Source organism: Sphaerisporangium sp. NPDC004334 (assembly GCF_053602655.1).
The window spans coordinates 324,548-334,049 of record NZ_JBSGDZ010000003.1 but is presented as its reverse complement, the minus strand read 5'-3'; the positions used below and the strand labels follow the sequence as shown (position 1 = coordinate 334,049).

General features: G+C 74.1%; 4 protein-coding genes. All 4 read right to left on the bottom strand.

Annotated elements, in window-relative coordinates; genetic code table 11:
• Nucleotides 1–987: DUF3068 domain-containing protein (locus ACWEN6_RS05060; protein ID WP_452569023.1), on the bottom strand; the 987-nt coding region annotated here is incomplete at its 3' end.
• On the bottom strand, nucleotides 984–5,189 hold the full coding sequence (locus ACWEN6_RS05055; RefSeq protein ID WP_452569022.1) for an alpha-(1->3)-arabinofuranosyltransferase domain-containing protein: 4,206 nt from the start codon (nucleotides 5,187–5,189) through the stop codon (nucleotides 984–986). The genes ACWEN6_RS05060 and ACWEN6_RS05055, both read right to left, overlap by 4 nt.
• 46 nt (nucleotides 5,190–5,235) lie before the next feature.
• Nucleotides 5,236–6,591 carry a glycosyltransferase family 4 protein gene (locus tag ACWEN6_RS05050; RefSeq protein WP_452569021.1) on the bottom strand — a complete coding sequence of 452 codons (1,356 nt, stop codon included), beginning with the start codon at nucleotides 6,589–6,591 and terminating at the stop codon, nucleotides 5,236–5,238.
• A gap of 706 nt (nucleotides 6,592–7,297) precedes the next feature.
• Nucleotides 7,298–9,400, bottom strand: coding sequence for a hypothetical protein (locus ACWEN6_RS05045; protein ID WP_452569020.1), 2,103 nt, complete (start codon nucleotides 9,398–9,400; stop codon nucleotides 7,298–7,300).
• Nucleotides 9,401–9,502 lie beyond the last annotated feature (102 nt).

Genomic DNA, 9,502 nt, shown 5'->3' with positions numbered 1-9,502 from the left:
CTCCCGCCCCACTGACCTCCCACCGCCCGGTGGCGTGGCGTCGTCCGGCCCCCGCGCCCGGTCCGGTCCGCGCGGGCGGCGGCGGGTGCGCAGGGCCACCACGATCGGCACCAGGGCCAGGACGAGGAAGGCGACCGGCATGACGTCCCTGATCACGACGGCCCAGCGGCGGAACCCGGCCGCCTCGGCCGCCTGGGCCTGCACGTCGCCCGCGTCGGTGACCAGGTCGGCCTGGAAGCTCACCACGCGGTCCACCTGGTCGGGCGTGCGGAGCGTGTCGGTGCGCTGCTCGCGCACGCGGACCGGCAGGCCGCTCTCCGGCTCGACCCACAGCGTCCTGGTGATCCGCACGTACCTGGCCACGTTGAGCGGCCGCGACGCGGGCAGCCCGAGCACCTTGCCGGGAACCTGGTCGGGCAGGTCCTCCACCTTGGCCGGGCCGACGGTGTAGCCGTAGCGGCGCACCGGAAGGCCCTCGACGGCGTCCTCGCCCTCGTACCGCAGGGCGACCTCGCGCTTCAGGACGGGGTCGAAGATCGGGTAGCCGCGCGGCTCGGCCCCGTACGGCAGCCGGAAGGCCAGCCCCGTCTGGTGGACCGCCGTGTCGTCGTCGATGTACTCGCCGCAGCAGGCCACGGCCATGCCGGTGCGCCGGTCGAACGCGGTGCGGCGCTCGTGGTAGTCGATGCGCTGCCCGTAGGCGGTCTCCAGCGAGGAGAACTCCACCCACACGGCCGTGCGGTCGTCGCCGGCCACCGGGTCGCCGTACAGGGAGACGGTGTCGGTCACCGGCACGCCGGCGCGCAACTGGAACGTCGCGGTGTCGAGATAGGTGGCCGCCTCCGCGCCGAGGTGGTAGACCCTGCGCTGCTCCAGGGGCAGCTTCAGGCCGTTGGGGTAGACGTAGGAGCGGAACAGCACCGCCATGGTCACCATGAAGGCCACCACGACGTAGCAGGTCGTCCTGACGAGCTGGGCGCGCGTCACCCCGCCACCCCCGCCGGACGGGGCTCGCGGCGGCGCGGCACGGGCGCCGCGGGGCCGCGCAGCCGTTCGGGGGCCGGCACGGCGACCAGCAGCCGCGCGACCACCACCAGGCAGCACACCTCCGGCACCAGGCCGGTCAGCGGCTCGACTCCGAGGACGGTCCCCACGGCCGCGCTCAGCCCGGCCAGGGCCAGCGCGGCGGCGGGCAGCCAGGCGGACAGGGCCGCGCGGGCGGCGCGCCGGGCCCGGCCGCCTCCGGCGTGCTGGGCGGCGAGCACCCGCGGCAGCCACAGCCCGACGGCGGTCAGCGCGGTCACCAGCGCCGCGCCGGCCAGGCCGCCGGTCCACAGGCCGGTGAGCGGGGCCGCGGCCCAGATCCAGCGGGCGGTCACCCGGCCGGGGCCCACCGGCGGCGGGCGGCGGCCCGTCCGGCCGCGCACCCAGGCCAGCGCGAGGACGGCCGCGGCCAGGACGAGGCCGCCCACCAGCGACCAGCGGTAGGCGGCGTCCGGCTCGTACCGCAGCACGACGCTTCCGGTGCCTGGGGGCAGGATCCACGCCTGCCGCCACCCGTCCAGGCGCACCGGGGTCAGCCGGGTCCCGCCGAGGTAGGCGTGCCAGCCGATGTTGTAGTTCTCGTTGACGGTCAGGTACGAGCGCCGGGCCGCGGAGACCGCCAGCCGGCGCTCCTCGGGCCCCCACGCCTCGATGCGCGCGGGCGCCACCCGCGTGGCGCCCGCGCCGGCGCCGGCGTCGCCCCCCGTGGCGCCGGCGTCGGCGTGCGTCTCGCCGCGCGTGGCCCCCGCGTCGGCCTCCGTCTCGCCGCGCGTGACCCCGGCGTCGGCGTCCGTCTCGCCCCGCAGGACCACCGACCGGACGCGGAAGGCGTCGCGGGAGGACGCGGCGACGTAGGTCATGCCGGGGATGAGCCGCACCGGAGAACAGCCGGCGTAGGTCAGCGGGCGGCCGTTGAGCACGTCGTTGAGCGTGCCGCCGACGACGCGGGTCGGCACGGTGGTGCCGTCGACCTCCAGGGTGGGGCCGTAGCCGCACGGCAGCCGCAGCGCGAACCCGCCGAACTGGCCGAGCGGCCTGACGCCGGGGATGGTGAGCTCGGTGACCTCGATGGCGCGGGAGGCGGGGGCGGTGAACTCGACCGAGAGCCGCCGGGTGGTGAGCGACGGGAAGGCCACCCGTCCGTCGCCGCCGACCCACGCCTGGACGGTGCGCTCCCCCGCCCTGACGGTGACCCGCACCGGCGGCTTGCCGAGGTAGGAGTCGGGGAACAGCACCTTGATCTGCGAGAACGTCCGAGGCTTGCCGAGGTCGATCGACAGGGTGGGATGCCGGTCGAACGGCTGGGCGTACCAGACGGTCCGCGGGTCGCCGTCCATCGCGGCCCGGCCGAGCACGGCGGGGTGGTCGGTGACGGTCGAGGAGGCGGTGACGTGCGGATAGACGTTCGGCAGCGTGGTGAGCAGGGCCGCCGACCCCGGGTCGGTGAGCACGGCGGTGCCGCCGACCCTGCGGGTCTGCTCCTTGCCGACGGCGAACAGCCGCTGGAAGCCGTAGCCGTCCTCGCCGAGGATCTCCAGCCGGCGTGAGCAGGTCCAGGCGGACGAGCCGCGCATGCAGGCCGGGGCGGTGCCCTGCGAGGTCAGCAGCACCGTGCCCGCGTCGCCGCCGCCGGGCAGCCCCGGCACGGCGATCGCCCTGGCCGGCGTCACCCCGGGGACGGCCACCTCGGTGATGCCGACCCGGCCGCCGAAGGGGTTGGCAGGCTGGTAGGCCAGCTTGGTGACCCGGATGCGCAGCCACGTGGTCCGCCCCGGGGGCGGGCTGAACAGCTGGGGGTCGGTGGTCTGCCGGACGGCGGCCCGCCGCGTCCCGGCGGCCGTGGACAGCTCGACCTCGGCGACCGGCGGCCCGATCGGCCCCTGCTCGAAGGCGATGGTGATGTCCTTGACCGGCACCGGCTCGACGAACCGGGCCTCCAGCCACTCGCCGAGCGCGCCGTTCCAGCCGTCCGAGCGCCACCCGGTGCGCGCGTCGCCGTCGAAGGCCGCGAACGGCAGGCGCCCGGGGTCGCGCTCGCCGGCGGCCGCGGTGATGTCGGCGTCGGAGGAGGAGGCGCGCACGTCGTCGACGCCCAGATAGCGCGCCGAGGAGGTCGCCGAGGTCCAGGCCGGGTCGAGCAGGTCGGTGGTGGCGTCCTGCTTCCCGCTCTCCGGCAGAGTGGGGCCGGCGCTCCTGCGGACGTCCCCGAAGATCATCCGGCGCCGGCGCAGGCTGTCGGTGGCCACGGTCCTACTGGCGGGGACGGACGCGGCGCCGGGCTCGTCGCCGACCAGCACCGGCGCGTCGTCCTTCAGCACGCCCTGCTCGGCCATGGCGAGCACGCCCTCGGGGGCGCCGGCCATCCGCAGCGTCGCGTCCGCGGGGACCACGCCCGCGATGGGAGCCGGGTCCGGCACCGCGTACACCTCCAGCGCCGGGTAGGCCTGGTCGAACCAGTTGGAGGCCGTGGTGTTGGAGATCTGGCCCACCAGGGGGCCGAACTGGGCGACGCGCACCAGGCCGGTGGAGTCCTCCAGGGTCTGGTGGACGCGGGCCGGCCACGCCGAGCCGATGGTGTCGCGGGCCAGGTCGTTGCGGACGAGCACGTAGGTGACGCCGATGCGGCGCAGGGTGGTCGTGAGCCCCGCCGAGCCCTCGCCGTCGGAGAAGCGCTCGTCGACGGCCTGGAGCAGGCGCGCGAGCCCGGCCGAGCCCCAGGGGACGTTGGAGTGCGTGGCCCAGCGGACGGTGAGCAGCGACTGCATGGGCTCGTCCAGCGGACGGCCCCACAGGTACTCGCCGCGTTTGGAGCCGGGGACGGCCAGCACCATGCCGTGGCCGGTGGCGCGGTTCAGCCAGACGGCGGCGTCACGCCAGTAGGAGGGCAGGTCGGCGAACGACCCGGCCGGCGTGATCCCGGCCGTGGCCACCGGCACTACCGCCAGCCCGGCGAGACCGGCGCCGGCGGCGACCAGCCGGAGCCGCACCGCGCGCGGGCGCCACGCGGGCAGGGCGGCCAGGCCCAGGGCGAGCGGCAGGCGCAGGAGCGCGTCGAACTTGTGCAGGTTGCGGAACGGCGCGAGCGGGCCGTCGAGCAGGTTCCTGACCTGTTCGGTCCAGGGGAACGCCAGGGCGTCCGCGTGCCCGGCGGTGACGATCACCAGCCCGGCGAGCACGCACAGCGTCAGGAACGTCCGCTCGGGGGTGGAGCGGCGGACGAGCCCGGCCAGCCCGGCGGCGGCGACGGCGGCGGTGACCGCGATCAGCCACGGCCGCGTCGCCTGGTCGTAGGCGGCCGGCAGCCACGGCCTGCCGTCCACGGGCAGGAAGGAGATCCAGCTCGAGGTGCCGCGCAGCGTGTTGAGCAGGGACGTCACGCCGGTGGTCGCGTTCGCCGTCTCGATGAACGGCAGGAAGGAGAAGATGTAGCGGCCGAGAACGACCAGGGGCACCAGCCACCACATCGACACGGCGGCCACGCAGGGCAGCCACCAGGCCAGCAGCCGCCGCCTGCGCGGGCCGCCCTCCCGCGTGAGCAGGTACAGCAGGGGCACCACCAGCACGGCCAGCTCGGCGGCGGCGTTGATGCCGCCCGCGAACAGGAACGCGACGGCCGACATCGCGGCGGCCCGGCGCGGGCCGATGCTCGCGGCCGCGCCGCGCACCAGCGGGAGCAGGATCCACGGCAGCACCGCGCTGGGCTGGAACTCCGAGGAGTTGACGCCGACCAGGGCCAGGGCGTGCGGCGCGAGCGCGTACGCCAGCCCGGCCAGCAGCCGGGTGTCCGGCGAGCCGACGCGCAGGGCGCCCGCGAGCCGTTCGACGCCGAGGAACGCCGCGCACAGCACCAGGGTGATCCACAGCCGCTGGATGTTCCACGCGGGCATGTCCAGCCAGCGGAACAGCGCGTAGAACGGCCCCATCGGGAACAGGTAGCCGTACGCCTGGTTCTGCAGGTGGCCGAAATACGCGTCGTCCCACAGGTGGCTCGCCCGCTCCAGGAACCCGACCGGGTTGACCGCCATGTCCAGCTTGGTCTCGGCGATCACCTCGCCGGGCGAGGTGTTGAACGCGATGGCCCCGAGAAGCAGGCACCCGGCCAGCAACCTGAGCCTGCGCCGCAACCGCGCCCCCGGCGTGCTCACCTCCGCCGCATCGGCCCTGCCGACATCACCAACGGTCCGCGGGTTGTCAGGGCGTATGGCTCTCACCTGCGGCGAGCCGGAAGGCGAGCGGCCGGACATGCCCCTTTTGCTCCAGTTCAGCGGTGATGAGTCCGGTCATCCTAGCGCCCGTCCTCCCCCACGAGAACTCCGCCGCCCAGCTCCGGCACGCCCGCTGGACCTCCGCCCGGCGCACCGGGTCCGCCAGCTCCTTCAGCGCGCGGTCCACCACGTCCGCCAGCGACTCGCCGTCCCTGACGAGCCACCCCGTGACGCCGTCCCGCACCGAGTCGCGCAGGCCCGCGACGTCGTAGGCGACGGTCGGGACGCCCAGCGCCGCCGCCTCGATCACCGTCAGGCCCCACCCCTCGAACTCCGACGCCGTGACGTTCAGGCGGGCCGCGCCGAGCACGGCGTTCTTCTCCTGCTCGGCCAGGAAGCCGTGCAGGCTCACCCGGTCCGTCACGCCCAGCGCGCGGGCGCGGCGCGCCAGCGGCTCGTACTCCGGGCCCCGGCCGACGACGTGGACGCGCAGGCCGGGCCAGGTCTCCCCCAGCTCGGTCACCAGCTCCACCACACGCTCCACCCGCTTGTGGCCGACCAGGCGTCCGAGATAGGCCACCACCGGGTCGCCGTCGACCCGCTCGCCGCCGACCGTCGTCGCCACCGGACGCACGGCCGGACTGCCGTTCGGGATGACCTCGATGGGCGCGAGCCAGCCCAGCCGGTCGCGCAGCTCGGCCCGCGACGACTCCGACACCGTGACGGTGGTGCGGCGCCGGTACAGCAGCCGGGCGACCGGGCCTTCCACGAAGCAGCCGACGCGGGCCAGCCAGCGCGGGAAGAAGGCGTAGAACTGGCGGTCGTGGACATGGTGCACCAGGCACACGACCGTGGTGCGCCGCGACACCACCAGGGGCGCGAAGAACGGGATGCCGTTCATGCAGTCGATGACCACGTCGAAGCGGCGTCGGCGCAGCAGCATCCACAGCGGGACCAGCAGGTAGACCAGGTAGCGGTTGCCCATGCGCCGCAGCTCGATGCCCTCGCGCCGCTCGCCGCCCGCCTGCCCCGGCTCGCGGCTGGTCAGGAAGTGCACCGAGGCGCCCTGGGAGAGCAGATGCCGGCCGACCTGCCAGGCGTACTCCTCGGCCCCGCCGGCCACCGACTGCGCGGGCTCCCGGAAGTTGCACACGGCGACCCGCACACCCGCCAACGGCTTGGCGGCGGGAAGGAGCCCGGCTGCGCTCGGGGACGGCTCGGCGCCACCATGCGCGCCGGCTCCGGCCCTGCTGCCAGCCCTGCTCCCGGTCCCGGTCTCGGCCGCGCCGCGAGGGCGACGTTCAGGGTCGCGCGGGGCCCGGCCCACCTGCTGTGCGACCACGGACACTCCTTCGTGTGTGGGTCGAGCCCCCCTGGCTGTGCGCTCGCTTCCGGTTGTCGTTGATGTGCCGTCGAGGTTCATGTGTCTCGTCCGGCGTTATCGGCCACGCGTCCCGCCGGTCCCGGACCCCGCACCGTCGCGGGTCCCACACCCCGTTCGGACGCTCGGAGGGCCATCGCGGGCAGAGCCGCCCGGTAGGTGCGGGCAGAGCCACCAGCAGGTGTCCGCGGGAGATCCAGCAGGGTCTGCGGGCGCCGACTACCGGCATGGACTACGGGCTTGGTCTACGGGCGACGTCTTTGGGCACGGCGAAGCCGACCCTCCGTGCCTGGTGGAGCGGTAACGGGCCGGGCTCACCGATCGCGGCGCGGGCCCCGCCCGTGACGGATCATCTGTTGCCGTAGTTGTACAGCGGCTTGTTGGGGGGCTGAGGGCTGGGGGCGACAACGTTGACGACGCCGACAGAGGCGCCGATCGCCAGAACCACCCCAACGACGAGAGCAGCGAGTACTCGCACCATTGGGCTTTCTCCCTCCAAAGTGCGGACGCGTGGGGACCTCACCGAGAGTAGAACGTGATACAGGTTACCGGCCAGGTCATTGGTCAAAACGTAATAATAAGACTTACCGTCCAGTATGCCTGTCGTCAAGGCCGCCGCGGACGTCACAAAACGCACCGTTACCACCGCTGGCCGCACCGGGTGACGTCACAACCGCAACAGCTCCATCTCGGCTCCCACATAGACGGAGACGGCTCCAGGCACCCAGGATCGAAACGTGTTCTCACTCGGTCCCACAACGAGCACGTACCGTATCCCCGCAGCCCTCAACGACTCCGTCAACGGCCCCGCCCCCTGCCCATCCGTCAACGGCCCCGCCCCCTGCCCATCCGTCAGCGGGCCCGACTCCCGCCCATCCGTCAGCGGGCCCGACTCCACCCCTCCCCGCCCATCCGAGAGGGAACCGGCTGCCTCGGTCCCCCACTCGACGGTCGGCGAACCGGCTCCTGCGGTGGGCGAACCGGCTCCTGTCGCCCCCTGCCCATCCATCCGTGGACCGGCTCCTGTCGCCCCCTGCCCGACCGCCGGCGGACCGGTCTCCGCGCGCAGCAACGCGCCGACGCGCCGGGCCAGTGGGTCTTCCCCGGCGACGCGCAGTACCCGCCCGTGCCCGAGCCCCACCAAAAGCGTGTCGTCCCACACCACCCGGCGCGCGAAGCTTTTGGTCGCCGGATCGAGGATGACCCGGCCCCCGTTCCACGCGAACGCCCGATGCGCCCCCCAAGGCAACGACAGCAACGCCCCTGGATGCGGGTCCCCGTTCACGATCGCCCGCACCCGCCCCCAATCCTGCGGATACTCCACCGCTTCCAGCCGCCCCAGCGCTCCCGACGCCAACCCCGGCAACCCCAACATCGGCACCAGAAGGGCCACCACCCCCACAACCCACCCGCCCTTCCACCGCCCCCCGTACGCGGCCCCCTCGGGTCCAGCACCCGCAGACCCGCCCACGCGCGCCGCCCCCTCCACTCCCGGATCCGCAGATCGGCCCACGTGCGCGACCCCTTCCACCTCCAGATCCGCAGACTGACCCACCCCCGCGCGTGTGGAGTCTCCCGCCTCTGCGTTGCCGGAAGATCGGCGCCGCGACGGCGGGAAGTGGGTCGGCGATGCCGGCGCCGCGATACGGCGGGTCAGGGTCGCGAAACCGACCGCCTGGAGCAGCGCAAAGGGGGCGATGTAAAGCTGGCCATCGCGCAGGGGACCGAAGCCAGGCCACCACGTGATCAGCGTCTTGAGCACACCGGGCAGGTAGGCGCCGGTCAGCGCCACGGCGAGCCCGGCGCAGGCCGCGACGAGCAGGCCGATGCGGTACGGCGCCTCTCGAAGCCGGACGAAGGCGACCACGGCGAGCGCGGCGACGACCAAGCGCACGGAAGCGAGCCACCACGCGGACTGCCCCGGGACACCGGCATCGGCGTTCCATATCCCGCCGAGGCTCAACAGGCTGCCGAGTGTGCCGAACGGCCCATCGGCACGGGCCGCGAACGCGTCCACCCCGGCGGGGTCGGTCACCGCCTCGCTGAGCAGCGCGGGAACGGCCCACGGCAAGCTGAGCACGGCCACCACGACGAGAACCCGCAACGTCTCACGGACCCGCCGACCCGGCCACCGCGCTCGCTCCACGGCCTCGAAGCCGTCCTGCCACCGCCTGCCGGAACGGGTGGCCGCTACGGGCACCACCACCAGAGCGGTGACGAGCATGGCCTGGAAGCCGCCCACCGCCGCGGGGAGCAGGGCCGGCACGAGCCGCCGCCATCCGCCACGCACAGCCGCCAGGAGCGCCCAGGGCAGCCCGGCGTACCCGAGGAGCAACGCCCACTGGCCGAGCAACAGCCGTTGCGCGAGGTAGGCGTTCCACACGTAGAACACCGCCGCCGCCGTCCTGGCCACGAGCAGTCGGGGATCTGCGCCCGCCCGCCCGCTCACGCAAGCGACTCCGTCCTCAGAAGTCGGGCGAACCAGCGCGACCACGGCGGCGGCCCCGGTGCCCGCCAGGACGAAGATGCCAAGCAAGATCAGCTTCTGGAGTACCGCGGCGGGCACGACCTGCGCCAGGAGCGCGACGACGAGGTCACTCGGCACCGCTCGCGGGAAGCCGCCCCCCGGCCACGTCACCGGAGGATCCGGAACGAACACCATGTCGTAGCGCAACACGAACCCGGACCGGAGTGCTGGCCAGAGAGCGACGACGCCCAGGATCAGTGCGGCCGGCGCGGGCGCCGCCCGCACGAACCAGTGATCTCGCATGGCCTCGCACTACTCCCGCTCAGCCGCACCCAGCAGACCACGCAAAACTACCCCAACCAGCCACTACACCCTCGGCGAGCGCCGGCGATACGGCGTTCGGCC

Coding starts and splice junctions, on each gene's coding strand:
- ACWEN6_RS05045 (WP_452569020.1), bottom strand. CDS start 9,400: ATGCGAGATCACTGGTTCGTGCGGGCGGCGCCCGCGCCGGCCGCACTG.